The 24880-nt window shown below is 66.1% G+C and carries 27 protein-coding genes and 1 pseudogene; 12 read left to right on the top strand and 16 right to left on the bottom strand.

Annotated elements, in window-relative coordinates; translation table 11 throughout:
- Positions 1-57 precede the first annotated feature (57 nt).
- The 3 genes from QM748_RS07840 to flgA all read right to left on the bottom strand — a co-directional run bounded on the left by QM748_RS07840 (position 58) and on the right by flgA (position 1748).
- Complete coding sequence (locus tag QM748_RS07840; protein ID WP_415246442.1) at positions 58-549, bottom strand: flagella synthesis protein FlgN; 492 nt, start codon at positions 547-549, stop codon at positions 58-60.
- Between the two features lie 70 nt (positions 550-619).
- Entirely contained in the window at positions 620-916 is a 297-nt protein-coding gene (flgM, locus tag QM748_RS07835) for a flagellar biosynthesis anti-sigma factor FlgM (protein ID WP_415246441.1), read from the bottom strand.
- Positions 917-1013: 97 nt separating this feature from the next.
- A complete protein-coding gene (gene flgA, locus QM748_RS07830; RefSeq protein WP_415246440.1) occupies positions 1014-1748 on the bottom strand; it encodes a flagellar basal body P-ring formation chaperone FlgA in 735 nt (244 codons plus the stop codon).
- 264 nt (positions 1749-2012) lie between these two features.
- Between flgA and flgB the strand changes: the two are divergent.
- The 12 genes and pseudogenes from flgB to QM748_RS07770 all read left to right on the top strand — a co-directional run bounded on the left by flgB (position 2013) and on the right by QM748_RS07770 (position 13457).
- Positions 2013-2430, top strand: a pseudogene (gene flgB / locus QM748_RS07825) (flagellar basal body rod protein FlgB).
- 11 nt (positions 2431-2441) lie between these two features.
- On the top strand, positions 2442-2846 hold the full coding sequence (gene flgC, locus QM748_RS07820; protein WP_415246439.1) for a flagellar basal body rod protein FlgC: 405 nt from the start codon (positions 2442-2444) through the stop codon (positions 2844-2846).
- A gap of 39 nt (positions 2847-2885) precedes the next feature.
- Positions 2886-3557, top strand: a complete 672-nt coding sequence (locus QM748_RS07815; protein WP_415246438.1) for a flagellar hook assembly protein FlgD — start codon at positions 2886-2888, stop codon at positions 3555-3557.
- A gap of 15 nt (positions 3558-3572) precedes the next feature.
- Positions 3573-4910 (top strand): flagellar hook protein FlgE, encoded by a 1338-nt coding sequence (flgE, locus tag QM748_RS07810; RefSeq protein WP_415246437.1) that lies wholly within the window; start codon positions 3573-3575, stop codon positions 4908-4910.
- Between the two features lie 21 nt (positions 4911-4931).
- The gene (flgF, locus tag QM748_RS07805) at positions 4932-5669 is read left to right on the top strand and encodes a flagellar basal-body rod protein FlgF (protein WP_415246436.1); all 738 of its coding nucleotides are present in this window, start codon (positions 4932-4934) and stop codon (positions 5667-5669) included.
- 175 nt (positions 5670-5844) lie between these two features.
- The gene (gene flgG / locus QM748_RS07800) at positions 5845-6627 is read left to right on the top strand and encodes a flagellar basal-body rod protein FlgG (RefSeq protein ID WP_415246435.1); all 783 of its coding nucleotides are present in this window, start codon (positions 5845-5847) and stop codon (positions 6625-6627) included.
- A 10-nt stretch (positions 6628-6637) separates the two neighbouring features.
- Positions 6638-7315 carry a flagellar basal body L-ring protein FlgH gene (locus QM748_RS07795; RefSeq protein ID WP_415246434.1) on the top strand — a complete coding sequence of 226 codons (678 nt, stop codon included), beginning with the start codon at positions 6638-6640 and terminating at the stop codon, positions 7313-7315.
- A gap of 12 nt (positions 7316-7327) precedes the next feature.
- A complete protein-coding gene (locus tag QM748_RS07790; RefSeq protein ID WP_415246433.1) occupies positions 7328-8455 on the top strand; it encodes a flagellar basal body P-ring protein FlgI in 1128 nt (375 codons plus the stop codon).
- A 1-nt stretch (position 8456) separates the two neighbouring features.
- Positions 8457-9512 carry a flagellar assembly peptidoglycan hydrolase FlgJ gene (gene flgJ / locus QM748_RS07785; protein WP_415246432.1) on the top strand — a complete coding sequence of 352 codons (1056 nt, stop codon included), beginning with the start codon at positions 8457-8459 and terminating at the stop codon, positions 9510-9512.
- Between the two features lie 82 nt (positions 9513-9594).
- Positions 9595-11634: a flagellar hook-associated protein FlgK gene (gene flgK / locus QM748_RS07780; protein WP_415246431.1), complete on the top strand. Its 2040-nt coding sequence runs from the start codon at positions 9595-9597 to the stop codon at positions 11632-11634.
- A gap of 16 nt (positions 11635-11650) precedes the next feature.
- Positions 11651-12889, top strand: coding sequence for a flagellar hook-associated protein FlgL (gene flgL, locus QM748_RS07775; RefSeq protein ID WP_415246430.1), 1239 nt, complete (start codon positions 11651-11653; stop codon positions 12887-12889).
- A 7-nt stretch (positions 12890-12896) separates the two neighbouring features.
- A complete protein-coding gene (locus QM748_RS07770) occupies positions 12897-13457 on the top strand; it encodes a hypothetical protein (RefSeq protein ID WP_415246429.1) in 561 nt (186 codons plus the stop codon).
- Between the two features lie 8 nt (positions 13458-13465).
- Here the strand turns inward: QM748_RS07770 and fliR are convergent, their stop codons facing one another.
- The 13 genes from fliR to fliF all read right to left on the bottom strand — a co-directional run bounded on the left by fliR (position 13466) and on the right by fliF (position 24853).
- A complete protein-coding gene (gene fliR, locus QM748_RS07765; protein WP_415246428.1) occupies positions 13466-14263 on the bottom strand; it encodes a flagellar biosynthetic protein FliR in 798 nt (265 codons plus the stop codon).
- Between the two features lie 17 nt (positions 14264-14280).
- The gene (gene fliQ / locus QM748_RS07760; RefSeq protein WP_341644402.1) at positions 14281-14550 is read right to left on the bottom strand and encodes a flagellar biosynthesis protein FliQ; all 270 of its coding nucleotides are present in this window, start codon (positions 14548-14550) and stop codon (positions 14281-14283) included.
- Between the two features lie 25 nt (positions 14551-14575).
- Positions 14576-15367, bottom strand: a complete 792-nt coding sequence (fliP, locus tag QM748_RS07755; RefSeq protein WP_415246427.1) for a flagellar type III secretion system pore protein FliP — start codon at positions 15365-15367, stop codon at positions 14576-14578.
- On the bottom strand, positions 15357-15812 hold the full coding sequence (gene fliO / locus QM748_RS07750) for a flagellar biosynthetic protein FliO (protein WP_415246426.1): 456 nt from the start codon (positions 15810-15812) through the stop codon (positions 15357-15359). Before fliO ends, fliP begins: the two co-directional genes overlap by 11 nt.
- A gap of 13 nt (positions 15813-15825) precedes the next feature.
- Positions 15826-16299, bottom strand: coding sequence for a flagellar motor switch protein FliN (gene fliN / locus QM748_RS07745; RefSeq protein WP_415246425.1), 474 nt, complete (start codon positions 16297-16299; stop codon positions 15826-15828).
- Positions 16292-17302, bottom strand: coding sequence for a flagellar motor switch protein FliM (gene fliM / locus QM748_RS07740; protein ID WP_415246424.1), 1011 nt, complete (start codon positions 17300-17302; stop codon positions 16292-16294). The genes fliN and fliM overlap by 8 nt, the downstream gene beginning before the upstream one ends.
- A 14-nt stretch (positions 17303-17316) precedes the next feature.
- Positions 17317-17892 carry a flagellar basal body-associated protein FliL gene (gene fliL, locus QM748_RS07735; RefSeq protein WP_415246423.1) on the bottom strand — a complete coding sequence of 192 codons (576 nt, stop codon included), beginning with the start codon at positions 17890-17892 and terminating at the stop codon, positions 17317-17319.
- 93 nt (positions 17893-17985) lie between these two features.
- On the bottom strand, positions 17986-19209 hold the full coding sequence (locus QM748_RS07730) for a flagellar hook-length control protein FliK (RefSeq protein WP_415246422.1): 1224 nt from the start codon (positions 19207-19209) through the stop codon (positions 17986-17988).
- 113 nt (positions 19210-19322) lie between these two features.
- Positions 19323-19787: a flagellar export protein FliJ gene (fliJ, locus tag QM748_RS07725; protein WP_415246421.1), complete on the bottom strand. Its 465-nt coding sequence runs from the start codon at positions 19785-19787 to the stop codon at positions 19323-19325.
- 118 nt (positions 19788-19905) lie between these two features.
- On the bottom strand, positions 19906-21303 hold the full coding sequence (gene fliI / locus QM748_RS07720) for a flagellar protein export ATPase FliI (protein ID WP_415246420.1): 1398 nt from the start codon (positions 21301-21303) through the stop codon (positions 19906-19908).
- Complete coding sequence (locus QM748_RS07715; RefSeq protein ID WP_415246419.1) at positions 21300-22085, bottom strand: flagellar assembly protein FliH; 786 nt, start codon at positions 22083-22085, stop codon at positions 21300-21302. Before QM748_RS07715 ends, fliI begins: the two co-directional genes overlap by 4 nt.
- A gap of 36 nt (positions 22086-22121) precedes the next feature.
- Entirely contained in the window at positions 22122-23123 is a 1002-nt protein-coding gene (gene fliG / locus QM748_RS07710; RefSeq protein ID WP_415246418.1) for a flagellar motor switch protein FliG, read from the bottom strand.
- Positions 23120-24853, bottom strand: a complete 1734-nt coding sequence (gene fliF / locus QM748_RS07705; RefSeq protein ID WP_415246417.1) for a flagellar basal-body MS-ring/collar protein FliF — start codon at positions 24851-24853, stop codon at positions 23120-23122. The genes fliG and fliF overlap by 4 nt, the downstream gene beginning before the upstream one ends.
- Between the last annotated feature and the right edge of the window lie 27 nt (positions 24854-24880).

Here is a 24880-nt window from a genome sequence, read left to right as displayed (position 1 = left end):
GATACTGGATGAATGTTCAGGCGCGTGGTAACGGCGCGCGGTAGCAGGCGCGCGGTATCAGGCGCTGCCGAGGATGCGGCCGCCGCCAGTGGGCTTGGCGAGGCCGTCGGCGTCGTAGAGCTGGGGGTGGTTGGCGGCGGATAGCAACACCGTCAGCGCGGCCTGGTTGTTGGACATGCGCTCGAGGATGAGCTGGCCATTCAGCGCGTTGCGGTCGCGAGCCTGGCGTGCGCGCTCGATGACTTCGTCCCAGCGCGCAAGCACGCGCGGGAGATTGGCGCAGACCTTGCGGATGGCGGTGTCGGAGATGCCATGGCCCATCCGCGCCAGCAGCCGCGTGCGTTCGTCGTGCAGACGCTGGAGCTGGCGGTAGCGTTCGTTCTTGTCGTTGGCGATGCTGACCAGCGCATCGATGTCGCCTGCCACGAGCAGATTTTCCTCGCGCTCGAGGATGGCAAGAAATTCGCCTAGCTGCATCGATTCTGCCTCGATCAGCAGGGCGAGGCGCTGCTGATCGGCGGACGGGGCGGGCGGGACGGGCTGGTTCATGGTGTCGGGCGTGCCATCTGGCTACGGTGCGTGTGAAGCCGAATCTTAACCGCCGTTACCGTGCTGCGGATCAGCCGCGCGAACCGAGCATGTCCCTGACGCTCGCGATCAGGCCGTCGGCGATGCGGCTCGCGTCAACCTTGAAGCGGCCCTCGGAAATGGCCTGGCGGATTTCATCCACGCGCTTCTGGTCGATTTCGGGCGATTCGGAAATCGCACTTTCCGCCTTCTTCATCAGCGTGGCCAGCGGGGAAAGCTGCACGCTGTCGCCGCCGGACTGGACCGGGGCCTTGCTGCGCTGCGCAGGCGCGCGGGCATCCTGCACCTGCGACGGGACATAGGCTTTGCCCGTACTCTCGATTTTCATGATGTTCTCCAGAAACGCATCGACACGAATGGGTAATCGGCCGCGTTTCGTAAAACTTTAGTGATTTATTTCACGCTTCGCCACAAGGCCTTGTGATCTAGAACTCGACATCGACCGTGCCGTCTGGCCGTACCGTGCCTTGCACGATCTGACCATTGCCCAGCCGGAGGCGGACTCTTTCGCCGGCTGCCGCGCCGTTCAAGGCCTGACCTTCGCCCGACACCGTGAAACCGGGGCCGCGCGTCGTCACGGGCACCGTCTGCCCGCGGCGCACGGCGTCGGCCTGGCGCAGGCTGCCTGCCCGCAGCGGCGCACCGGCTGCCTGGGCGAAGCGGGTGACATGGCCGATCGCCTGCTTGGGGGCGGACAGGATGTTGTCCGGCAGGGCGCTGAGCTCGCCTTCACGGACTTCGATGTCGGCTTCGCCGATCACCTCGGCCGAGCGCATGGCGCGGGTGGTGACGAGATAGGGGCCGAAGACCTGCACCGTTGCCTGCGCCCATGCCGTCCACGCAGTGGGGGCGTCGCAGCGTATGCCGACGGTGAGCTGTCCCCACGCTCGGGTGCCAGGCTGAAGAAAAGCGTCGAGTGCCGTGCAAGGGGGCAGCTGGTTGGCCGGGTCGAAGGTGCGCACGTTGATCCGTACCTCGCCGGGCTGTCCCAGGGTTTCCCGTTCCAGCAGGCTGCGGACGGCGGCTTCGACAGGCTCTGAGGGTTGTTGGGCGGCAGAGGGAGAAGGGCTGAGGGCTGCGAACAGCACCAGTGACAGCAGGCCGGCACGGCAAAGCTTGGCGAAACGGGGAGCAGTCGGGCTGCGGAACTGGTGATCCATGGCCGGATTGCATCATGCGCGCCCGCATGGAGGCAAGCAGACGGCGAGGGGGCTTGCCGGCAAGCGTCCGCGGCAGGTTTTGCCGGTCGGGTCGACAAGCGGCAGATTTGGGTGGTTTTCCGCCGCCTTATCGGGATAGGAGGGCCGTTGGGCGAGGCTTACCATCACTGGCATGAAAGCTGCGTATTTGCTGGCCAGTGATCCTGGCCAAGGATATCGCGTCTCCGCCGGGAGGCGTGCTGCCCGTAATCGAGAGGTAAGGCAATGAAGACCCTGCTGGACAACCAGATGCGCTTCCATCAGACGGCGCTGAATCTCCAGGCCCACCGCCAGGAATTGCTGGCCTCGAACATCGCCAACGCCGACACACCGCATTTCAAGGCACGCGACATCGATTTCCGGGCGGCGCTCGACAATGCGCTGGGCAAGGCGCCGGGGGGCGGTTTGTCAGGCGTCGCGCTCGACACCACTCATCAGGGCCATATTGCCGGCGGTGCGACCTTCGGCGCGGATGCCTTCTCCAAATATCGCACCGAGCTGCAGTCCGCAGTTCGACGGCAACACCGTCAACATGGACGTCGAGCGCGCGGCCTTTGCCGAGAACGCGCTGCGCTACGAAGCGAGCCTGACCTTCATCAACGGCATGCTGCGCTCGATGAACACTGCGCTCACCGGCCAGTAAGGAGTCCCATCATGAGCATGCTCAACGTCTTCCAGATCGCTGGCTCGGCGCTCAATGCCCAGTCGCTGCGGCTCAATACCACGGCATCCAACCTCGCCAATGCCGACAGCGTCACCACCGAGACTGGCGAGCCTTACCGTGCCAAACAGGTCGTCTTTGCTGCCCGCCAGATGGCCGGGCCCGCAGCGGTCGGCGTTCAGGTGACGCAGATCGTCGACAGCGCCGCGCCGATGCGTATGGTGTATGAGCCCAGCAATCCGGCAGCCAATGCCGACGGCTACGTCGAAATGCCCAATGTGAATGTGGCCGAAGAGATGGTGAACATGATCTCGGCGTCGCGCTCGTACCAGAACAACGCCGAGATCATGAATACGGCACGGACATTGCTACAGCGTACCTTGCAGATCGGACAGTAGGCACTGTCCGGCAAATGATGCCGTGAGCAGGAGAGAACCATGAGCACCACCGTCTCCAACACCACCTCTGCGGAAGACATTCTGTCCAGGCTGGGTCGCAGCGAGCCCGTACAGAAGGCGGAAGAGGACATGCAGGGGCGTTTCCTCAAGCTGCTGACCACGCAGCTTCGCAACCAGGACCCGATGAACCCGATGGAAAACGCGGAGATGACTTCCCAGCTCGCGCAGATGAGTACCGTCGATGGCATCGAGCGGCTCAACAAGCTGGTCCAGTCCTTCTTCGACGCACAGGCGTCGAACGAGGGCCTGAACGCCGCGGCGCTGATCGGGCGCGGCGTGCTGGTCGAAGGCAAGCAGATCGTGCTGACCGAAAAGGGCGGCATCGGCGGCTTCGAGCTCGACGGCCAGGCCGACAAGGTGACGGTGACGGTTACCGACAGTTCGGGCCTGCCGGTCAAGCAGATGGTGTTCGAGGGCATCGACGACGGCAGCCACAACTTCTTCTGGGACGGCATGGCGGAAGACGGTTCGCGCGCGGAGGACGGCATCTACACCGTCTCGGTGTCTGCCACGCGCGGCGATGAGAAAGTCCAGGCACGCAGCCTGCAGTTCGCGCAGGTCACCAGCGTCGTGCGCGGTCCCAAGGGTACCGACCTGCAGGTGGGCGACCTCGGCCTGTTCAAGTTCGACGACATCAAGCAGATTCTCTGATCCGGAGCAGCGATCATGGCATTCCAGCAAGGCCTCAGCGGTCTGAATTCTTCCTCGAAGGCGCTTGACGTCGTTTCCAACAACGTCGCCAACGCCAGCACCGTGGGTTTCAAGGCGGGCAACACGATCTTTGCCGACATGTACGCTTCGGCGATGGTCGGCGGCTCATCCGGTTTGCAGATCGGCATCGGCAGCAGGGTGGCGGCGGTTGCCCAGTCCTTCAACCAGGGCAACCTGACGCCGACCAGCAATTCGCTCGACATGGCGATCAACGGCAACGGCTTTTTCCGCATGCAGCTCAGCGATGGCAGCATCGCCTATACCCGCAACGGACAATTCGACGTCAACAAGGACGGCTATGTGATCAACGCCGGGCGCGACAAGCTGACGGGCTTCGGCGTGCTCGACGCCACCGCGTCGCCGCCGGTCTTTGCCGGAGAGCCGTCGCCGCTGTACATCGACACGAGCTATATCAGCCCGCGTGAAACGGGCAAGGCGTCGCTGGGCGTCAATCTGGACTCGAACTCGCTGAATCCGCGCGACGCCGCACCGCCAGTCGATATTGGCAACTTCCTCGATGCGGTCAATATCCCGGTTGACAGCTACAACAACACGACTTCGATGAAGGTGTTCGACAGCCTGGGCAACGAGCACATGATGAGCCTGTACTTCGTGCGCCAGTCTGCCGGCGGTTCGCCCACCAACGACTGGGAAGTCTATGCGCGTCTGGACGGCGACGTCATACCGGACCCGGCAAACCCGGCGCTTTCGCTGGGAACGCCGCTGACCAATCTCGGTACGATCCGCTTCACCACGATGGGCACGCTCGACATCTCGAATCCGACGAACGGGGTGTTCACCAACATCATGCAGCGTACCGGCGCCCAGCTCGGGACCGGCGCCGACGCACTGAGCTTCGACCTCGACCTGACCCGGTCCACGCAGTGGAACAGCGCTTTCGGCGTGACCACCCAGCCGCGCCAGGATGGATATACCACCGGGCGTCTGAGCGGGGTGTCGGTCAGTGCCGAAGGTGTGCTGCTGGGAACCTATTCCAATGGCCTGTCCAGGGCCATCGGCAAGCTTGCGCTGGCCGAGTTCGCCTCTCCGCAGGGCCTGACCTCGCTGGGCAACAACCTGTGGGCCGAATCCTGGGATTCCGGCCAGCCATCGGTCGGTGCCCCCGGTACCGGTGCGCTCGGTACGGTGACGTCGAGCCAGATCGAGGAGTCGAACGTCGATCTCACCCAGGAGCTGGTGCAGATGATCATCCAGCAGCGCAACTACCAGGCCAATGCCCAGTCGATCCGCACGCAGGACCAGATCCTGCAGACGCTGGTCAACCTGCGCTGACGAGGGCAAGGGGAATAGAGCATGGATCGCCTGATCTACACCGCGATGACCGGCGCTACCGGCACGATGAACCAGCAGGCGGCGGTGTCGAACAACATCGCCAACGCCTCATCCACCGGCTTTCGCGCCCAGATGCACAAGCTGCGCGGCGTGGAAATCCAGACCGAGGCCTTCCGTTCCCGCTCGTTTGCGGTCGATGCCAGCATCGCCAACGACTTCACGCCGGGGCCGATCCGGTACACCGGCCGGCCCTACGACGTCGCGGTGGAAGGCAAGGGCTGGCTGGCCGTGCGCCTGCCCGACGGCAGCGAGGGCTACACTCGTAACGGCAGCCTCGCGCTGAGTCCCGCCGGCATCCTGCAGACCCGCGAAGGCCTGCCGGTGGTTGGTGACGGCGGCGGGCCGATCGCGCTGCCGCCCGATACCGAGATCGTCATCGGCCGCGACGGTTCGGTGACGTCCATCGATCCCAACGGCAACATCGTCAATATCGTTGCCCAGCTCAAGCTGGTGAATCCGCCCGAGGCCGGGCTGGTGCGTGGCGACGACGGCCTGTTCCGGCTGGCCAGCGGTGTGCCCGCGCCGGCCGACGAGAACGTGAGGGTGGCAGGCGGTTACCTCGAGGGCAGCAACGTCAATGTCGCCGACCAGATGGTGCAGATGATCTCGCTCGCCCGCCAGTTCGAGATGCAGGTGCGCATGCTGCAGACGGCTGAGACCAACGACCGTGCCGCCGCTCAGGTGTTGGCGCCGCGCTGAGGCTGCCGTCGTCGGCCCGCCGCGCCCGGTGTTGGATTAGCACGGTTTTTGCGTTGTTTATCCCAGGATGGTCGCGGCCGGCAAAGGCCTAGACTGATTCCATGCAAAAGCGGCAATCGCCGCCGCGTGCCGGCAAGGACTGCCGACACGGCAACGCAGAACAGAGGACTTCACCATGATCCGCTCACTGTGGACCGCCCGCACCGGGCTCGATGCCCAGCAGACTTCGCTGGACGTGATCTCCGACAACCTGGCCAACGTCTCGACCAACGGCTTCAAGCGCCAGCGTGCGGTGTTCGAGGATCTGCTGTACCAGACGATGCGCCAGCCCGGCGCTCAGACCACGCAGCAGACCCAGATCTCCAGCGGTCTGCAGATCGGCACCGGCGTGCGGCCGGTAGCGACCGAGCGCGTGTTCACCCAGGGCAGCCTGCAGCAGACCGGCGGCTCGCTCGATCTGGCGATCCAGGGCAACGGCTTCCTGCAGATCGCGATGCCCGACGGCAGCACCGCCTACACCCGCGACGGTGCGCTGCAGCTCGACAACCAGGGCAACGTCATCACGCCCAGCGGCTACCCGCTGCTGGATGCCATCCAGATCCCGGCCGATGCGCTGGACATCTCGATCGGCAAGGATGGCACCGTCACCGTCAGGCTGCCGAACCAGGTCGAATTGCAGCCGGTCGGCCAGATCCAGCTCGCGACCTTCATCAACCCGGGCGGCTTGCAGAGCGCCGGCGAAAACCTGTTCTACGAGACCGGCTCCAGCGGCGAAGCCACGCCGACCGAGCCGGGCACCAATGGCGCCGGCGTCATCAACCAGCGCTACGTCGAAGCGTCGAACGTCAACGTTGCCGAAGAACTGGTCAGCATGATCATCACCCAGCGCGCCTACGAACTGAATTCGCGCGCCATCTCCACGTCCGACCAGATGCTGGGCCGGCTCACCCAGCTCTGAGGGTGCGGCCATGAAATCGCTGTCTGCATTCTGGCTTGCCGCCGTGCTGGCGCTGCTGTCGGGCTGCGCCGCCATCGATACCGTGCCGCCGACCGCGGTGCATCAGCCGATGAGCGTCCGCCCGGACGGCCGCGCCGGCATGCCGCCGGCCAATGGCGCCATCTACCAGGCTGCGCTGGCGCGCCCGCTGTTCGAGGACAGGCGTGCCCGCCATGTCGGCGACATCATCACGATCAATCTGGTCGAGCGCAACACCGCGACCAAGAGCGCCAACACCAGTGCGACGCGAGAATCGAGCATGGGCGGTGGCATCACCGCTTCCTCGCATCTGCCGCTGGGCGGGTTGAACGGCCTGAACATCGAGGCCGGCGTCGATTCCGGTTTCACCGGCACTGGTACGGCGCGTGCCGACAACGCCTTCAACGGCACGATCACGGTCACGGTCATCGACGTCTATCCCAACGGCAACCTGCTGGTGTCGGGCGAAAAGATGCTGGCGATCAACCAGGGCAACGAGTTCATCCGTTTTTCCGGCGTGATCGATCCGAACACGGTCACCTCGGCCAACACCGTGCAGTCGATCCAGGTCGCCGATGCACGCATCGAGTACCGCGGTACCGGCGTCATCGACCAGTCCAACACCATGGGCTGGATGCAGCGCTTCTTCCTCGCCATCCTGCCTTTCTGACCGGGGCCAGACATGAATGCCTTCCAATCCCTGCTGACGCGTGCGCTGGTGGTGGCCGTGGCGGCCGGCATCTTCTTCATTTCGGCGGCCGAAGCCGCGCCCGAGCGAATCAAGGATCTGGCGACCATCGCCGGCGTGCGCGAGAACCAGCTCGTCGGCTACGGCCTGGTGGTCGGCCTCGACGGCAGCGGCGACCAGACCACGCAGACGCCCTTCACCAAGCAGAGCATCGTCAATATGCTGGGCAACATGGGCGTCACCGTGCCGCAGGGCACCAACATGCAGTTGAAGAATGTCGCCGCGGTGATGGTGACTGCCAGCCTGCCGCCCTTTGCCCGGCCCGGCCAGGCGATCGACGTCACCGTGTCGTCGATCGGCAACGCCAAGAGCCTGCGTGGCGGCACGCTGGTGATGACGCCACTGAAGGGCGCGGACGGCCAGGTGTATGCGGTGGCCCAGGGCAATCTCGCCGTTGGTGGCGCAGGGGGTGCGGCGGGCGGCGCAGCCCAGACCATCAACCATCTGGCGGCAGGCCGGATTCCCGGCGGCGCCACGGTGGAGCGCAGCGTGGCTGCCTCGGTCGGCCAGGGCGACTTCATCATGGTCGAACTGAACGAGGCCGATTTCCACACCGCCGGCAAGGTGGTCGAGGCGATCAATGCGGTCGCGCCGGGTTCGGCCCATGCGCTGGACGGCCGCAGCATCCAGGTCACGGCGCCGCAGGACGTATCGCGCCGAGTGGCATTCCTTGGCCAGATCGAGAACCTGAGGGTGGCGCCGGCCGAACAGATCGCCAAGGTCATCGTCAATTCGCGCACCGGCTCGGTGGTCATGAACCAGCGCGTCATGCTGCAGAACGTCGCGGTGTCGCACGGCAACCTCACCGTCACCGTCAACAGCGAAACCGAGGTCAGCCAGCCGGCACCTTTCTCGCGCGGGGCGACGGTTGCGGCGCAGAACCAGGGCCAGGTCAACATCCGCCAGGACGGCGGCAGCATCCACAACGTTCGCGCCAGCGGCAATCTGGCCGACGTCGTCAAGGCGCTCAACGCGCTGGGCGCCAAGCCGATGGATCTGGTCAGCATCCTGCAGGCGATGAAGGCCGCCGGCGCACTGCGCGCCGAACTCGAAGTGATCTGAGATGAACACCGGCGTCCAGCTCAACGCGCTCGACCCGAATTCACTGGGCGAACTGAAGCGTCTTGCCCGTGCGGATGGCCAATCGAACGAGGCCTTGCGCGCGGCTTCGAAGCAGTTCGAGGCGCTGTTCATGCAGATGCTGCTGAAGTCGATGCGCGACGCCACGCCATCGAACAGCCTGCTCGACAGCGACCAGACCCGCATGTACCAGAGCATGCTCGACCAGCAGCTCGCGCTGAACCTGTCGCAGGGGCGCGGTACCGGCCTGGCGGACACGTTGTTCCGGCAACTGGGCGGCAAGGATGAGGGCTCTGCTGCAGCGGGAGGCGTGGATGCGCTGCCGGCGCTCGCGCGAACGGGGCTGGGCGGCAAGAACGGAGAGCCTCTTGCCGGTGTCATTCGCGGCGCGGCAATATCTGCCGCCGCGCGGCGCGCGGTGCCGGTTCAGACCGCTACTCCATCGGCTTCGGCGGCTGCAGCCGGATCGGCGGCCGGCGAACCGGCGGCCGGCAGTAGCACGCTGGAGGCCCGCTTCAGGGAGGCGGTTCAGCACGTGCGCGAGGCCGGCAGCGCAGTGTCGGACAAGGTGCGGGGCTTCGTCGCCGAGGTCTGGCCGCATGCCGTCGAAGCCAGCAAGCGCACCGGCATCCCGCCGGCTTTCATGGTGGCGCAGGCGGCGCTGGAAACCGGCTGGGGCGAGAAGCAGATGCGCCATGCCGACGGCAGTCCCAGCCACAACCTGTTCAACATCAAGGCCGGCTCGAGCTGGCGGGGCCACACCATCGACCGCAGCGTCACCGAATACGCCGACGGCCGCAGCCATACCGAGGCGGCGCGTTTCCGTTCGTACTCGTCCTATGCGGAATCCTTCCGCGACTATGCTGAACTGATGACGCGCAGCCCGCGCTACGCGGGCGTGCTCGGCCAGACCGAGGCCGGCGGTTTTGCCCGCAGCCTGCAGGATGCCGGCTATGCCACCGATCCGCAGTACGCCGACAAACTGACCCGCATCATTGGCGGCAGCACGCTGCGCACCGTGTTGGCCGGCATCGGCTGATTCTGCCGCCGGGTTGCCGGTTTTTGGCTGGCACCCTTCTTGCTGATCTGATGTCAGACAATCGCAGATCAGGACGAGCATCATGGCGGGCTTACTGAACATCGGAATGACGGGCCTCAATGCCGCGCAGGCCCAGTTGCTCACCACCGGCCATAACGTTACCAATGCAGGGGTTGCCGGCTATCACCGCCAGACGGTGATCCAGAGCAACGCCCCACCGCAGTATGCCGGTGTCGGCTTCTTCGGCCAGGGCACCCGCATCGCCGACGTCACCCGTTCCTACGACCGCTTCCTCGAAGGCCGCATCCTCGCCAGCAGCACGCGGGTGTCCGAATATGCTGCCTACAAGACACAGATCAATCAGATCAACAACCTGCTCGCCGATTCGACCGCAGGGCTGTCGCCGGTGATCGAGGGCTTCTTTGCCGGCGTTCAGGAAGTCGCCTCCAACCCGACCAGCGTTGCCGCCCGCCAATCCCTGATTTCGGCGGCCGAAGCGATGGTGTCACGCTTCCAGGCCCTGGATGCGCGGCTGACCGAGGTCCGCCAGGGCGTCGAAGGCGAGATCGAATCGACCGTCGCGCAGATCAACATGTATTCCAGCGCGATCGCCGACATGAACCAGCGCATCATGCTGGCCCAGGTCGGTGGCCCTTCCGTGGCGGCGAACGATCTGCACGATCAGCGCGACCAGCTCATCGCCGAGCTGAACAAGCTAGTGAAAGTGTCGACGGTGGAGGAAGACAACGGCTCGATCAGCGTCTTCGTCGGTTCGGGGCAGGGGATCGTGGTCGGCGGCACCGTGACCCAGTTGGGTGCGGTACAGGACCCGAACGACCCGCAGCGCAAGGCCGTGGCCTTGATGTCTGCGGCCGGCGTTCCCAACATCCTGCCGGAGCGCATCATGACCGGCGGTGTGCTCGGCGGGCTGCTGTCCTTCCGCCGCGAGTCGCTGGACATGGCGCAGAACAATCTGGGCCTGATCGCGGCCGGGATTGCCAAGGCCTTCAACGACCAGCACAAGCTCGGCATCGACCTGAATGGCGCGCTCGGGCAGGATTTCTTCAGGCTGCCGACGCCGTCGCTGGTGCCGGCCGTTCCCGGTGCGACCGCCGAGATCGTCGACCAGTCGAAGATGAATGCCGAGGACTACGTGCTGTATCTCGACACTGCGGGCAATCCGCAGATCAGGACGCAGAGCGGCAACCCGGTGTCGTGGACACGAGACACGAATCCGCTGACCGGTGAGGAGATGTTCACCGTGGACGGCGTGCAGATCACCTTGCCATCGCTGGGCGACATCCCGGGCCAGGGGCTGCTGATCCAGCCGACGCGCTACGCGGCGCGTGACCTTTCGGTGAGCATCTCCGATCCGCGCAAGGTCGCGGCCGGCGATCCGGTCAGCGCCGCGCTGACGCTCGGCCAGGGCGACCGCGGCGTGTCGGACTTCGTCACCGGCGTCAGGACACTGCGCATCGACGGCAGCAACACCGATGCCAACGGCGTGCCGAACTTCCCGGCCGGCGAGCTGACGCAGAATGCCGCCGGTGAGCTGGTGATGAGCGGCTACCTCGTTCAGCGCTATGACGAAGCCACCGGCAACTGGGTGTCTCCGGCCACTTATGATGTCGCGCGGGACAATGCCGGCGCGCGTTTCCGGGCACTGTCGGATCCGGCCGATGCAACGCGCGGCAATGGCGAACTCGAACACTTCGCTTTCGAATTCACCGCCAAGGGCGAATGGACGGCGGCGACCAAGGTAGGCTTCAGCCCGACCGAGGCCGGCGTTGCCGACAACCGCAATGCGGTTGCGCTTGGCGCCCTGCAGACTTCCAAAGTGATGCTGGCCGATGGCAGGGGCGAGGCGACTGCGACCTTCCAGGCGACATACGCGAAACTGGTGACCGCGGTGGGCAACAAGACCCGCGAGGTGCAGGTGGGCGAAAAGGCGCAAAAGGCGCTGCTGGATCAGGCCACCGATGCGCGGGATTCGATCTCGGGCGTCAACCTCGACGAGGAGGCGGCCAACCTGATCCGCTACCAGCAGGCTTATCAGGCGTCGGCCAGGGTGATGTCCGTGGCCCAGACGCTGTTCGATGCGGTTCTTTCGATCGCGCGCTGAGATTCAGGAGAACGTCATGCGCATCTCGACCAACATGATCTACGACAAGGGCGTCGGCTCGATCCAGCAGCAATGGGGCAGCCTGCTGCACACCCAGCAGCAGCTGTCCACCGGCCGCCGCGTGCTGACGCCGGCCGACGACCCGATCGCCTCGGCCCGCGCGCTCGAAATCGGCCAGTCGCAAGGTGTCAACAACCAGTTCATGGCCAACACCGGTTATGCCGAGGACAAGCTCAATCTGCTCGAGAGCCAGCTCGACGGAGTCGGAGAGATCCTGCAGTACATGCGGCAGAAGACCGTGGCGGCCGGCAACCCGACTTTCAAGGAAGAGGATCTGCGCTCGCTCGGCATCGACCTGCGCGCCCAGTTCGATGCCCTGATGGCGTTGGCAAACACCAAGGACGGCATGGGCGACTACATCTTCTCCGGCTATCGCTCCAACCAGCAGCCGTTCAGCGGCGACCTGGCGGGGGTCGTCTACAGCGGTGACGAAGGCACGCAGACCGTGCAGGTGTCGGCTTCGCGCTTCATGCCGGTGAGCCTGCCCGGCTCCGACGTGTTCGCCCGTACCCGGACACTGACCGATTCCGTATATGTCGGCAACGGTACCCAGAACACCGGCGAGGCCGCGGTCAGCGGCTCCGCGGCGATCGATCCCGCCACTGGTGCGCCCTATGCGGAAGGCCAGGGGAGGCGCTTCGAGATCGAGTACAACGGTGGTGCCTACGACGTCTATGAGCATCGTCCTGGCGTGGCGCACAAGATCACCGTGGCGACCGGCCTGAGCGATCTGAGCAGCCTCGGCGATCCGGCTTCGCCCAACTTCGTCGGCCTGGACTTCAACGTCAGCAGCGGGCCGCCGGCAGACGGCGATCGCTTCGAAGTGTTCTCCGCGTCGACCAACATGTTCGACAATCTCGGCATCATGATCGATGCCCTGGAGCGGCCCGGGCCGGCGGGCACGGCGGCCGGTGCCGTGGCTTTCGGCCTGGAAAACATCGACCGCGCCAACGAAAACATTCTCAAGGTCGTCGCCCAGATCGGCTCCCAGCTCGTCGAAACGGAGAGTCTCCAGTCTCTCGGCAGCGACCTGAATCTCCAGTACACCGAAGTGATCACCGGGCTGACCGGCATGACGAGCGAAGATTGGGTCGAGGGACTGTCGCGGCTGACACAGCAGCGCACCTACCTGGAAGCGGCGCAGCAATCCTTCATGCGGGTGTCGGGCCTGTCCTTGTTCAACTTCCTCAACTGAGCTGGCCATGCGAGCCTTTTCCGCCATTCTTGCCGTCCTTGGCTTTGCACTTGCCGGCTGCGCATCGGCGCCCGAGCCCGAGCGCTCGGGGCCGGCGCAACCCGAAGGCGCGCAGGTCGAGGAGCCCGGTGTTTCGGACGGGATGTCGCAAAAGCTGCAGCGGGCCGAGCAATGGGCGGGAGATCACGGTGCTCCGGTGGCGGCGATCGCCGGTGGCTTGCTGATGTTGCGCGACCTGAAGATGCTCAACATGGAGTACCTGGCCGGTGCCCTGGTGGCTTTCGCGATCTACGATCCGCTGGCGCCGACCTGGCGGATCGATGTGCGCGAATCAGGTGCCGGCCGCGTGCGCATGGCGCTGCGCATGAAATCGCTGATCACCGGCGGTGACGGCGAGGCGCGCCAGGTCTTCCTGCGCAATGCCCGCGAGATGGCCGAGGCGGGCGGCTTCGCCGGCTACGAGATCGTGCACTACGAGGAAGGCATCGAATCGACCCGGCCATTCGCGCATCGCTACGCCAATGCCGAGATCCGGCTGCTGAGGTCGAACATCTTTCCGGCCTTGTGAGAGCCGGTTCAGGGCAGCGGTAGCGGGGCAAGCAGTTCGAGCATGCGGCCGATCTCGTCGAAGCCGCGCTCGAACAGGCTTTGCAGCACCGGGGCGAAATTGGTCATGAACAGCAGTACGCCGATGAAGCCGGCGGTGAGCGTGACCGGAAAGCCGACGGCGAACAGGTTGAGCTGCGGCGCCGCGCGTGTCAGCACGCCGAGCGAGATGTTGGCCACCAGCAGGATGCCCAGTACCGGCAGCGACAGCAGCAGGCCGGTGGCGAAGATGGCGGCGCCGGCACGGGCGATGTAGCCCCAGCCCTGGGCCCGTACGGCCTCGGTGCCGACCGGCAGCCATTCGAAGCTGCGCACCAGCACCTCGATCAGCAGCAGATGGCCATTGACGGCGAGGAACAGCAGCGTGGCGATCAGGCTGAGGAAGTCGGACAGCACCGCGGTCTGGCCGCCGGCGTCGGGGTCGAAGAATATGGCGAAGGACAGGCCCATCTGCATGCCGATCAGCGCACCCGCGGTATCCACTGCGGCGAACACCAGCCGCATCATGAAGCCTACTGCAATGCCGATGAAGATCTGCTGGCCGAAGATCGCCAGGCCGATGCCGGAGGCGGGTGCCACTTCGGGCATCGGCGGCATCGCCGGCAGCAGCGCGATGCCGATGGCCAGGCCGGCGGCGAGGCGGACGCGGGCCGGCATGCCGCGGTTGGAGAAGACCGGTGCGGTGGCGAACAGGCCGAGCAGCCGTGCCAGCGGGAAGGCCGCGGCGGCAAGCCAGGCGTCGAGCTGGGCGGCCGTTACGCTGAGCATCGGGCGGATCCGAGGGCTCAGCCGATCATCGCCGGGATGGACTCGAACAGGCGGCGCATGAAATCGGTCAGCAGCGTGATCATCCATGGCCCCGCCAGCACCAGGGTGACGAAGATGGCGACGAGCTTGGGCACGAAGGTCAGCGTCATCTCGTTGATCTGGGTCGCGGCCTGGAAGATGCTGATGATCAGGCCGGTGACGAGCGCGGCGAGGAACAGCGGCGCCGACACCATCAGGGTGACTTCGACGGCCTGGCGGCCGAGTTCGATGACGGTGGTGGGGGTCATGGCCGGTTTCTCCCGCTTGTTTGCATCAGACCGCGAAGCTCTGCACCAGCGAGCCGATCAGCAGCGTCCAGCCGTCGACCAGCACGAACAGCATGATCTTGAACGGCAGCGACACGATCACCGGCGACATCATCATCATGCCCATCGACATCAGCACCGAGGCGACAACCATGTCGATGATGATGAAGGGGATGAAGACGATGAAGCCGATCTGGAAGGCGGTCTTGATTTCGGAGGTGACGAAGGCCGGGATGATGACGCGCATCGGCAGGTCTTCGGCTTTTTCCACCGGCGGCACCTTGGCCAGGCCGGCGAAGAGGTCGAGGTCGGGCTCGCGCACCTGCGCCAGCATGAAGGTGCGCATCGGCACCGAGGCGCGCTGCAGGGCCTCGTCGAACTGGATCCGGCCTTCGGACATCGGCAGGTAGGCCTCGGTATAGACCCGCTCGGCGACCGGCGCCATGATGAAGAAGCTCAGGAACAGCGCCAGGCCCAGCAGCACCTGGTTGGGTGGCGCGGTCTGCGTGCCCATGGCCTGGCGCAGCAGCGACAGGACGATGATGATGCGGGTGAAGCTGGTCATCATCAGCACCATTGCCGGGATGAAGCTCAGCAGCGTCATCAGCAGCAGCGTCTGGATGGTCAGGCTGTAGGTGGTGCCGCCGTCCGTCGAGGTGGTGCTGGTGATGGCGGGCAGGGCCTGGGCCTGCGTGGGCAGCGGCAGGCAGGCGAAGGCCAGCAGCAGGGCCAGCGCTGCTGCCTGCCAAAGTGTGGGCGCCAGCTGCGCCTGCGGCCGCGGACGGTACTCAGCCGGCATCGTTGCGCTCCGTCGCCTGCCGCTTCATGGCCTGTCCAAGCCAGGCCGGAAAACTCTTCTCCGGGCCGGACGCCTCGTGCCGCGCTGCCAGCGGCAATTCCTCGGCCTTCATTTCATGCAGCCGGGTGACGCTGCCCGGCGCCACGCCGAGCACCAGCAGCTGTTGGCCCAGGCGCACCAGCACCACCCGCTCGCGCGGCCCGACGGCGGCGGCACCCAGCACCTCGATCGCGGCTGCCGCGCTGCCGCGCGGTGCGGCAAGGCGGCGGATCAGCCACAGGCTGGCGAGCAGCAGGGCAATGACCACGGCCAGGCCACCCAGCATCTGGACCAGGCTGCCGGCCAGTTCAGGGGTGCCGCCTGTCGCCGGGGCCTGGGCCAGCGCATCGGCGGCGAAGGCGGGCAGCGGGAGCGGCAGGAGGCGCAGGGCGTTTGGTCGATGCACGGTAGGGAGGCGTTCAGTGCCGGATCTTGCGCATGCGTTCGGCCGGACTGATGATGTCCGTCAGGCGGATGCCGAACTTGTCATTGACGACGACGACTTCGCCCTGCGCGATCAGGGTGCCGTTGACCAGCACGTCCATCGGTTCGCCGGCGAGGCCGTCCAGCTCGACCACCGAGCCGTGGGCGAGCTGCAGCAGGTTGCGGATCGTCAGCTTGGTACGTCCCAGTTCCACGGTGATCTGCACCGGGATGTCGAGGATCATGTCGAAGTCGTTCAGCGAACCCTTGCCGGGACTGCCGGCGCCGAAATCCTCGAAGATCTGGCTGGCCGGGCGGGCCTGGTAGGGAGAATCCGCCATCGCCGCGGCGGCGAGTTCGGCGGCGACGCGGTCGGCCTCGCTGTCGCCGGTCTGGGCGGCCTCCGTTACGGCCTGTTCCTGCATCGCGGCGGCCCAGTCGTCGTCGGTAATCTGGTTGTCGTCAGCCATTCTGGCCTCCAGCTAGCAAGGGCGAAGGTTCTTCTTCCTGCGCGAGGAAGCGCTCCACCCGGATGGCGTATTGCCCGTTCTTGGTTCCCTGCCTGCATTCGAACACCGGCACGCCATCGATCTGGGCCTGCAGCAGTTCGGGCACGTTCAGCGGGATCACGTCGCCCACGCGCATGTCGACGATGTCGCGCAGCGTGACGCGCGCGGTGCCGAGATTGCAGTACAGCTCGACGTCGGCCGAGCGCAGCTGGTGCGACAGCAGCTTGATCCAGCGCCGGTCCGAGGTGATGTGGTCGCTCTGCATCGTCGAATACAGCAGGTCGCGGATCGGCTCCAGCATCGAGTACGGGAAGCAGACGTGCATCTCGGCCTGGGCGCCGCCGATCTCCAGCGAGAAGGTCGTCGAGATGACGATCTCGGACGGCGTGGCGATGTTGGCGAACTGCGAGTTCATCTCCGAGCGCACGTACTCGAATTCGAGCTTGAACACCGGCGCCCAGGCCTTGGCGTACTCGGTGAACACGACTTCGAGCATGCCCTGGATGATGCGCTGCTCGGTCGGCGTGAAGTCGCGGCCTTCGACGCGGGTATGGAAGCGGCCGTCGCCGCCGAACATGTTGTCGACGACGAGGAAGACCAGGTTGGGGTCGAACACCACCAGCCCGGTGCCGCGCATCGGCTTGGCCGTGACGAGGTTGAGGTTGGTCGGCACCACCAGGTTGCGCACGAACTCGGCGTATTTCTGTACCTTGATCGGGCCGACGGAAACCTCGGTGTTGCGATGCACGTAGTTGAAGAAGCCGATGCGCAGGTAGCGCGCGAAGCGCTCGTTGATCAGCTCCATCGTGGGCATGCGCCCACGCACGATGCGTTCCTGCGTGCCCAGGTTGTAGGGCCGCACGCCTTCGGTCGATTCCTCCGCGGCTTCGGGCTCGTCGGATTCTCCGGTCACGCCGCGCAGCAGGGCGTCAACTTCTTCCTGAGAGAGAAAATCCGAGGACATGGCGGTCGCGTCCGCTACTGGATGATGAAGGAGTTGAACAGCACGGCCTGGATCGGGCCGGTCGAAGTCGTGCGGCCTCGGGCGTCGGTCTGTACCGGGAAACCGAGCGCGGCATTGGCCTCATCGACGATGCTGGTCGCCAGCAGTTCTCGGCCTTCGGTGTTGAACAGCTCGGAAGGCAGCCGGCTCGACAGCAGCAGGTTGATGCGGTGGCGGATCTCCGGCATGAAGGCCTTGAGGCCCTCGCCGGTCTTGGCGTCTGCGACGCGCAGCACGATCACGGTCTGCAGGTAGTGATCGCCTTCTTCGCGGCGCAGGTTGACGGTGAAAGGGTCCAGCGGCACGAAAGTGGGCGGCTTGGACAGGTCCACCACCGGTGCCGGCGGGGGGGCGGACGGGGTGACCGTGGTCGCCGCTGCCGCGCTCTCGTCGCTGCTGCCCTTGTTCTTCAGCAACAGCAGTGCGCCGACGCCGCCGGCGACGATGATCAGCACGAGCAGCAGCACGATGACGATGATCATGAGCAGCTTGCTCTTGCCCTTGGGAGCGGCTTCTGCGGTTGCCTCCGGTTTGGTTGGCGCCTTGGCCATGCAAATCTCCTGATACCTTGCCTGAATTATTGCGGAAGATCGCACGCCGCGAAGCGCCGAAAAGTGGGGCAGAGCGGCCCCAATTCAAGTGCTTCAGACGAAGGTGTCGACCAGTCCGTCATGTTGCTGCAGCCACGCTGCGGGCTGGCTGCCGTTGCCGATCGACTCCGCGGTCGCTCCGCTGCCGCCGGTGTGCCGTCCCTGGCCACCGCTGTCGTGTCCGCCGCTTCCCGCGCTACGGTCCTCGGAGGTGCTGACATCCGCCTGGCCCAGGCTGATGCCGGACTGCTGCAGTATCTCCCTCAAGCGGGGCAGCGCCTGCTCGAGTGCATCACGTGCGGCCTGACTCGACGCGACGAACTGCGCCGTGGTCTGGTCGCCGCTGAGCGAGATCGACACCTCGAGCTTGCCGATGTTGGGCGGCGTCAGCACGAGTTCGGCCTTGCTTTCGGCACGTCCGATCATCCAGCGTACCTGGTCGCCGACGTCTTCGGCCCAGGCCTGCCGGTTTACCGGCGTCTGGACGGGCAGTTGCGGAGTCGGCGCCGGAGTGTGACGCAGTACGCCGAGCAGGTTGGCGCCATGATGCCCGCCGGTGCCGGCAGGCTGCTGGACCGTGATGTCCTCGCCGCCGGGTTTCAGAGGCTGCGCAGCGGTTGCCGCCTTGTCGGCGATGAAGGCTGCGACCGGCAATCGTCCCTGTGAAGCCTGGTTGGCCTGCGTGCCGGGGTCTGCCAACTTTGAGTCACCTTTCGACAACAGGCCGGCATTCTGAAGTCCTTTGCCGGCGTTGTCATCTGCGGCGGGTTCCGTGCTGGCCGTATCGTCGTTTGCCTTGCCGGTCTGCAGAGCGGCAATCGCTGCCGGCAGGCCGGCAATCCCGGCCGCATCGGCAGGCGTCTCTGCCGGTGCCTCGACCGCCGCCGCCTGCTCATGCCGCGAGGCGGCGGCGTGCTCTCCCGGGGACTCGCTTCCCCTGGCGGCATCGTCCGGCCGTGCAGTGCCCTCGCTGCTGCGGGATTCGGCCGCCGGGCCGGCTGCCTGCGTGCCGGGGCGTTCCGGTTCGCGTGTGGCGTCGCGTTGCGGGCTGCGTTCGCTCTCGCGCGTCGTGCGCGCCTGCGCAGGGCTTGGCTGCGCGGACTGGGCGGATTGGGCAGACGAGTCGCGCAACTGATTCTGCAGCGTACGGGAGAAGGAAGGGGGTTGCTGGTTGCCGGGGCTGATGAGCCCGGCAAGTGCTGTCTGATCGGACCACTTTTGGGCGGGCTTGCCTTGCAGGCTCTGAGCCAGGCTGGAGGACGGAACGGTTGCGGGCATGATCGGGAGCCTCTGGAACGGTATGAGCAGGGCTCTATACGCAAGAGGCATGCCATGCCGCTGGGAAACGGTTGCCGCAGCGCTTGCAAGCCGTTCGGCGAATCATCCGGCTTTCAGTCGGTGGTGTCGCCGTTGACGCCGCGATGGGCCCGGCCGAGACGAGCGGCATGCTCGTCGGCCATCTTCTGCTCCTGGCGGGCTTCGACACGGGCCAGGCCCGCCTGGTGGCGTTGTGAGAGGGTGTCGAAGGCCTTGAGCTTGTTGCGCTGGTCGAGCCAATGCTGCTGGCCCTGCGCCGTCAACTGGTGCGACTGTTCCACCAGCTTGCGCTGGGCGAGGATCGCCTCGTCCAGGCGGGCGATGAAAGCGCCATAGTTGCGCCAGGCATCCGGGCTGAGGCCTTCGCGCGCGGCTTCGACGAAGCGGTCGTTGTATTCACGCCGGTAGTCCTCGAGCATCTGCAGCTTCTGTGCCACGCCCCGTTCGGCAGCCAGCAGCTCGCCCAGGTGACGGGCGGCTTCGTCGGTGCGGGTCTGGGCGAGGTCGAGCAGGGGCTGGAGATGGAAGCGGGGGCTCATGAGGGTGGCATCGCGTCGTTTGCGCGCCCCGAAGGCGGGGAGAGGGCGCCAGAATTCTAGCCGTCATATGCCGTGGGCGTTCGCCGTTCCTGGCTGATGTCTGTGCGAAATATCACGTTCAGGCGGAAAATACCCGCGCCAGCTTCTGCAGGGCGCCGTCGTAGGCTTCGCGCTCGTGGATGCCTTGCTGCAGGAAGGCTTCGAGCCTGGGATAGAGCTGTACGGCCGAATCCAGCACCGGGTCGCCGCCTGGCTGGTAGGCGCCGACCGCGATCAGGTCGCGCGAGCGCTGGTAGCGCGAGAAGAACTGCTTGAACTGGCGCACGACGGCGAAATGATCTTCGCCGACCAGGCCGTGCATTGCGCGCGAGATCGACTGCTCGATGTCGATCGCAGGGTAGTGGCCCTGGTCGGCGAGGCTGCGCGACAGCACGAAGTGGCCGTCCAGGATGGCGCGGGCGGAGTCGGCGATGGGGTCCTGCTGGTCGTCGCCCTCGGCCAGCACGGTGTAGAAGGCGGTGATCGAGCCTCCGCCTTCGGGGCCGTTGCCGGCGCGTTCGACCAGTGCCGGCAGGCGGGCGAACACGCTCGGCGGGTAGCCGCGGGTGACGGGCGGTTCGCCGATCGCCAGGGCGATCTCGCGTTGCGCCATCGCGTAGCGCGTCAGCGAATCCATGATCAGCAGCACCTGCTTGCCCTGGTCGCGGAAATATTCCGCCACCGTGGTCGCATAGGCTGCGCCCTGCATCCGCATCAGCGGGCTTGTGTCGGCCGGCGCAGCGACCACCACCGAGCGTGCAAGGCCTTCCGGGCCGAGGCTCTGGTCGATGAATTCCTTCACCTCGCGGCCCCGTTCGCCGATCAGGCCGACGACGATGACGTCCGCCGCGGTGTAGCGCGCCATCATGCCGATCAGCACCGATTTGCCGACACCGGAGCCGGCGAACAGGCCCAGGCGCTGGCCGCGGCCGACGGTCAGCAGGGCGTTGATGGCGCGGATGCCGACGTCGAGCGGCTGCTGGATTGGTGCGCGCGACAGCGGGTTGATCGCTCGTCCCTGGAGCGAGCGGGTTTCCTGCGTGGCCAGCGGGCCGGCACCGTCGAGCGGCCGGCCGGCGCCGTCGACGACACGGCCGAGCAGGGCGTCGCCCACCGGCAGGTGCTTGGCGCGGTCGGCGGCGCGGCGGCGAGGGCCGATGCGCTTGCCCGGCACCAGCCGCGGCACGCCCACTTCCATTGGCAGCACGCGGGCGCCGGGGGCCAGGCCGAAGACGTCGTCGGTCGGCATCATGAACAGCTTTTCACCGCTGAAGCCGACGACTTCGGCTTCGACCGAGCCGCCGCCCGGGATCAGGATCCGGCAGCCGGAGCCGAGTGGCAGCTTGAGGCCGGCGGCTTCCATGACGAGGCCGTTGATGCGGGTCAGCCGGCCCGAGACTTCGAAGGCGCTGGTGTCCCTCACCAGCCGGCGTCCGTCGGCGAGGAAATCGCACCACAGGTCGCTGCCGTGCTTCATGTGGCAGAGCTTGCCGGCCGCTGATCTGCATCGGCGGGGGAGAAGCGCATGTGGTCGCGCCCGAGCGATTCGAGCACGCGCCGCCAGCGGGTCTCCAGCGTGGCGTCGAGCTGCGCGCCCTGGGTGTCGATGCGGCATTCGCCGCGCTGCAGGTCGAAATCCTCCTGCAACCGGTGTCCGGCCTGGGCGAGCTGATCGCCCAGGTTTTCACGCACCAGGGCGAGATCGTCCGGATGCAGCCGGATCTGCGCGTTGCCCTGCGGCAGTTGCTGCAGGGCTGTGCGGATGGTGTCGAGCACGGTTTCGGGGTGGAGATGCAGGGTGCTGTGGACCATCTGCCGGGCGAGTTCGATGGCGAGCGCCATCAGTTCCTCGGCGACTTCGCGGTCGATGCTCGCCAGCGATTGCTCGAGCTGGTCGGCCAGTGCCAGCACGCGCGCGGCTTCGGCTTCGGTTCTTGCCTTGGCTTCCTCATGGCCCTTGCGTTCCCCTTCGGCCATGCCGGCTGCCAGCCCGGCATCATGGCCTTCGCGCCATCCTTCCTCGCGCGCGGCATTGCGGATATCTTCCTGCATGCGCTCGATTTCTTCCGCCGTGGGCAGCTTCAGATCGGGCGGCAGCTCATAGTCCGGCTCAGGCGTGTCGGGCAGGGGCCCGGATTCGATTGCGGCAGCCGGCGCGAGCTCCGCCTCCTGTGGCGGCGAAAGTTCCTCCGGCGCGTCGAAATCCTCAGGCGTCCAGCGCCGGTAGGCGCCCACCGCCTGGTGGCGGGAAATGCTCACGAAGCGCTCCTCGGCCGTATCGGGAGGGACTGGCGCTTAGACGAAGCCATCGTCGCCTCCCTTGCCCGCCATCATGACCTGGCCTTCCTCCGCCAGGCGGCGGACGATCTTGAGGATTTCCTTCTGCTCGGCCTCGACTTCGGACAGGCGGACCGGGCCGCGGGCTTCGAGATCCTCGCGCAGCATCTCGGCCGCACGGCTCGACATGTTCTTGAAGATCTTCTCGCGCAGTTCCGGCTGTGCGCCCTTGAGGGCGATGATCAGCGAATCGGACTGGACTTCGCGCAGGATGGTCTGGATGCCGCGGTCGTCGATGTCGAGCAGGTTCTCGAACACGAACATCTCGTCGAGGATCTTCTGCGCCAGCTCCGGATCGTAGTCGCGGACGTTGTCGATGATGGCGGTTTCGTGCGTCGAGCCGACGAAGTTGAGGATTTCCGCGGCGTGGCGCACGCCGCCCATCGATGCCTTCTTCACCGTCGACGCGCCGGCCAGCATGCGCGTCAGCGAATCGTTGAGTTCGCGCAGCGCGGCGGGTTGCACGCCGTCGAGGGTGGCGATGCGCAGCACCACGTCGTTGCGCAGGCGATCGGTGAAATGCTTGAGAATCTCGCCGGCCTGGTCGAATTCGAGGTGGACCAGGATGGTGGCGATGATCTGCGGGTGTTCGTTCTTGATCAGGTCGGCGGCCGTGCCGGCGTCCATCCACTTCAGGCTTTCGATGCCGGCGGTGTCCGAGCCCCGGACCATGCGCGAGAGCAGGTGGCTGGCGCGTTCGTCGCCCAGCGCCTTGGTCAGCATCAGGCGCAGCTGCTCCTCGTCGGATTCGATCAATGCGCCCTTGGCGAAATGCTCGATCATCTCGTCCAGCAGCGGTTCGACCTTGCTGCGCGACTGCGGCGGCATGCTCGCCATCTTCATGCTGAGGCGCTGTACTTCGCGCGGGCCGAGATGTTTCAGCACTTCGGCCGCTTCGTCGGCACCGAGCGTCATCAACAGCAGGGCGGATTTCTCCAGCCCTTCTTCGGGTGTCGTCACTTGCGACCCTCCTCGGCCACGCCGAGCCATTCCTTGAGCAGGTTGGCGACGGTCTTGGGATCATCATGCGCCAGCTTGCGGGCCTGGGCGAGGCGGCTTTCGTAGCTGTCGGCTTCGCCTTCGCCCGACAGCGACACGATCACGCCGTCCTCGTCCTCCTCGCCGGCTTCGCCATCCTGGTCCGCTTCGGCCTGGGCATCCTTGGCGGGTTTTTCCTTCGGCGGGATCACGGTGCGCAGCAGCGGCCGCAGCACGCCGAAATAGGCGAACAGGATCGCGATCAGGATAAGCAGCCAGTTCAGGCCTTCGCGGCCGAGCTCGACGATTTCGGGATCCTTCCACAGCGGCAGCGTAGCGTCGCCGGTATCGCGGGCAAAGGCGTTGTTGGCGACGTTGATCGAGTCGCCCCGGTCGGCGTTGTAGCCGACGGCGTCGCGCACGACGTTGGTGATGCGGGCTATTTCCTCGTCGCTCAGCGGCACCCGGGTCGGCTTGCCTTCCGGGCCGGGAACGCTGCGGTTGTTGACCACCACGGCGACAGACAGGCGCTTGATCTGGCCGACGGCCTGCTTGACGTGCTGGATGCTGCGGTCGACTTCGTAGTTGAGCACCGCGCTGCGGTTGCTGCTGATCACACCCTGCGCACCCTGCTGGCCGGGAGGGACCGGCGGCGTGCTCAGCGGCGCGGTGGCCGGCACCGGCGGCTGGTTGGTGAGCGCGCCGGGAATGCCTTGCGGCCCATGCAGCGGGTTGATGATCTCGGTGGTCTGCTGGCTGCGGATGGCCTGGTCGGGCGAGGGGTTGGGCTTGTAGGTCTCGGCAGTCTGCTCGACCTGGTTGAAGTCGACGTCGGCGGTGACCTGGGCGCGGAAATTGTCCTTGCCGAACAGCGGTACCAGGATGTTCTCGATGCGCTCGATCAGGCCTTCCTCGACCATCCGCACGTACTGCAGCTGATTGGCGTTGAGCCCGGCGCGCATCAGCGGGTCGGACTGTTCGGTCAGCAGCTTGCCGCTCTGGTCGATGATCTTGACGCCTTCGGCGGTCATGCGCGGCACGCTGGACGACACCAGATGCACGATGCCGGCGACCTGGTTCTCGTCCAGGATGCGGCCGGGGCGCAGATTGACCATGACCGACGCGGTCGGTTTCTGGTCGTCGCGCAGGAAGGCCGTCTGCTTGGGCATCGCCAGGTGTACCCGGGCGCTGTCGACCGCCGAGATCGACTGCACGGTCCGCGACAGCTCGCCTTCGAGCGCGCGCTGGTAGTTGATCTGCTCGTTGAACTGCGAGATGCCCAGCTTCTGGCCGTCCATCAGCTCGAAGCCGGCCAGCCCGCCCTTGGGCAGGCCGGCCGCGGCCAGGCGCAGGCGGGTTTCGTGGACCTGCGCGCTTGGCACCAGGATCGCATTGCCGGTGGACGACATCCGGTAGGGCACGTTCTGCTGCTGCAGCGTGGCGATGACCTGGCCGCCGTCGCGCTCGTCCAGGTTGGAATACAGCACCGCGTAGTCGGGCGGGCGGTTCCACATCAGCAGGGTTGCGATCAGCGCAACCGTCAGCGCGACCGCGGCAGCGGCGGCGATCTTCTGCTGTTGCGTCAGCGCCTTGATGTTCTGCAGCGCCTGCTGCAGGCGAGTGGGCTCGGCGGCGGGTTCGTTGCCGACGGGCGTTCCCCCGGCAGGTATGCCTCCAATGGGCATCTCGGCGGTGTTCTCTGCAGCGGCCATGATGGCGGTCCACTTTTTCGGATGAGG

The organism is Thauera sp., from assembly GCF_047601425.1.
In the GTDB taxonomy this organism is placed as follows: domain Bacteria; phylum Pseudomonadota; class Gammaproteobacteria; order Burkholderiales; family Rhodocyclaceae; genus Thauera.
This window is presented reverse-complemented; position numbering and strand designations above follow the sequence as displayed.

What these genes read in the sequence shown, in the direction of transcription:
- flgG (WP_415246435.1), top strand. Translation starts at nt 5,845, where the DNA reads ATGATCCGCTCACTGTGGACCGCCCGCACCGGGCTCGATGCCCAGCAG.
- fliF (WP_415246417.1), bottom strand. Translation starts at nt 24,853, where the DNA reads ATGGCCGCTGCAGAGAACACCGCCGAGATGCCCATTGGAGGCATACCT.
- fliR (WP_415246428.1), bottom strand. Translation starts at nt 14,263, where the DNA reads ATGCTCAGCGTAACGGCCGCCCAGCTCGACGCCTGGCTTGCCGCCGCG.
- fliN (WP_415246425.1), bottom strand. Translation starts at nt 16,299, where the DNA reads ATGGCTGACGACAACCAGATTACCGACGACGACTGGGCCGCCGCGATG.
- QM748_RS07730 (WP_415246422.1), bottom strand. Translation starts at nt 19,209, where the DNA reads ATGCCCGCAACCGTTCCGTCCTCCAGCCTGGCTCAGAGCCTGCAAGGC.
- flgM (WP_415246441.1), bottom strand. Translation starts at nt 916, where the DNA reads ATGAAAATCGAGAGTACGGGCAAAGCCTATGTCCCGTCGCAGGTGCAG.
- QM748_RS07795 (WP_415246434.1), top strand. Translation starts at nt 6,638, where the DNA reads ATGAAATCGCTGTCTGCATTCTGGCTTGCCGCCGTGCTGGCGCTGCTG.
- flgC (WP_415246439.1), top strand. Translation starts at nt 2,442, where the DNA reads ATGAGCATGCTCAACGTCTTCCAGATCGCTGGCTCGGCGCTCAATGCC.
- flgJ (WP_415246432.1), top strand. Translation starts at nt 8,457, where the DNA reads ATGAACACCGGCGTCCAGCTCAACGCGCTCGACCCGAATTCACTGGGC.
- fliI (WP_415246420.1), bottom strand. Translation starts at nt 21,303, where the DNA reads ATGAAGCACGGCAGCGACCTGTGGTGCGATTTCCTCGCCGACGGACGC.
- QM748_RS07770 (WP_415246429.1), top strand. Translation starts at nt 12,897, where the DNA reads ATGCGAGCCTTTTCCGCCATTCTTGCCGTCCTTGGCTTTGCACTTGCC.
- flgA (WP_415246440.1), bottom strand. Translation starts at nt 1,748, where the DNA reads ATGGATCACCAGTTCCGCAGCCCGACTGCTCCCCGTTTCGCCAAGCTT.
- fliP (WP_415246427.1), bottom strand. Translation starts at nt 15,367, where the DNA reads ATGCCGGCTGAGTACCGTCCGCGGCCGCAGGCGCAGCTGGCGCCCACA.
- flgL (WP_415246430.1), top strand. Translation starts at nt 11,651, where the DNA reads ATGCGCATCTCGACCAACATGATCTACGACAAGGGCGTCGGCTCGATC.
- QM748_RS07815 (WP_415246438.1), top strand. Translation starts at nt 2,886, where the DNA reads ATGAGCACCACCGTCTCCAACACCACCTCTGCGGAAGACATTCTGTCC.
- fliQ (WP_341644402.1), bottom strand. Translation starts at nt 14,550, where the DNA reads ATGACCCCCACCACCGTCATCGAACTCGGCCGCCAGGCCGTCGAAGTC.
- QM748_RS07790 (WP_415246433.1), top strand. Translation starts at nt 7,328, where the DNA reads ATGAATGCCTTCCAATCCCTGCTGACGCGTGCGCTGGTGGTGGCCGTG.
- flgF (WP_415246436.1), top strand. Translation starts at nt 4,932, where the DNA reads ATGGATCGCCTGATCTACACCGCGATGACCGGCGCTACCGGCACGATG.
- fliJ (WP_415246421.1), bottom strand. Translation starts at nt 19,787, where the DNA reads ATGAGCCCCCGCTTCCATCTCCAGCCCCTGCTCGACCTCGCCCAGACC.
- QM748_RS07840 (WP_415246442.1), bottom strand. Translation starts at nt 549, where the DNA reads ATGAACCAGCCCGTCCCGCCCGCCCCGTCCGCCGATCAGCAGCGCCTC.
- fliM (WP_415246424.1), bottom strand. Translation starts at nt 17,302, where the DNA reads ATGTCCTCGGATTTTCTCTCTCAGGAAGAAGTTGACGCCCTGCTGCGC.
- flgE (WP_415246437.1), top strand. Translation starts at nt 3,573, where the DNA reads ATGGCATTCCAGCAAGGCCTCAGCGGTCTGAATTCTTCCTCGAAGGCG.
- fliL (WP_415246423.1), bottom strand. Translation starts at nt 17,892, where the DNA reads ATGGCCAAGGCGCCAACCAAACCGGAGGCAACCGCAGAAGCCGCTCCC.
- flgK (WP_415246431.1), top strand. Translation starts at nt 9,595, where the DNA reads ATGGCGGGCTTACTGAACATCGGAATGACGGGCCTCAATGCCGCGCAG.